The organism is Mesorhizobium sp. BHbdii (assembly GCF_053848045.1).
This window is the reverse complement of sequence record NZ_JBSPKX010000292.1, coordinates 1-408: the sequence shown is the minus strand read 5'-3', so window position 1 is coordinate 408 and position 408 is coordinate 1. Positions and strand designations below refer to the sequence as shown.

Below are 408 nucleotides of genomic sequence, written 5' to 3'. Positions count from 1 at the left end.
GAACAGGGCGCGGAAGAAGGCGCGTGTCTGGTCGCCGCCGAAGACATTGGCAATGCCCATCTTGCGAAAGCGGAGCTCCTTCATCTCGAAGAAGGCGTCGAGCAATCTCTCAACCTCGTCCGGGCTGCGCGCCTCGATACGCCGATGGCTGCCGACGGCCTCGAATTTGCGCGTCTGCGCCCGATGTTTCTTGCGTTTGCGCTTGCCGCTGGCGCGCAGCAGCAGCGCATCGAAGCCACCCGCAAGGTCGACGGCCAGCGAAAGGTTGGGGCTGGCGAAATGATCGAGCGATGCGAGCGGATTGGCGATGCCATCGAGATCGGGCAGCAATCGTTCCAGCGCGACGAGATCGATGTCGGGGCGGGCCTTGGCGATGGCCGCAAACACTGAGCCGACGGCCGCGCTATC

The 408-nt window shown here is 64.2% G+C and carries 1 protein-coding gene; it reads right to left on the bottom strand.

The genetic code is table 11. The annotated features are described in order from the left end of the window. Nucleotides 1-408, bottom strand: a 408-nt coding sequence (locus ACWTU8_RS33095; RefSeq protein ID WP_455851411.1) for a GNAT family N-acetyltransferase, incomplete at both ends; no start/stop codon positions are given.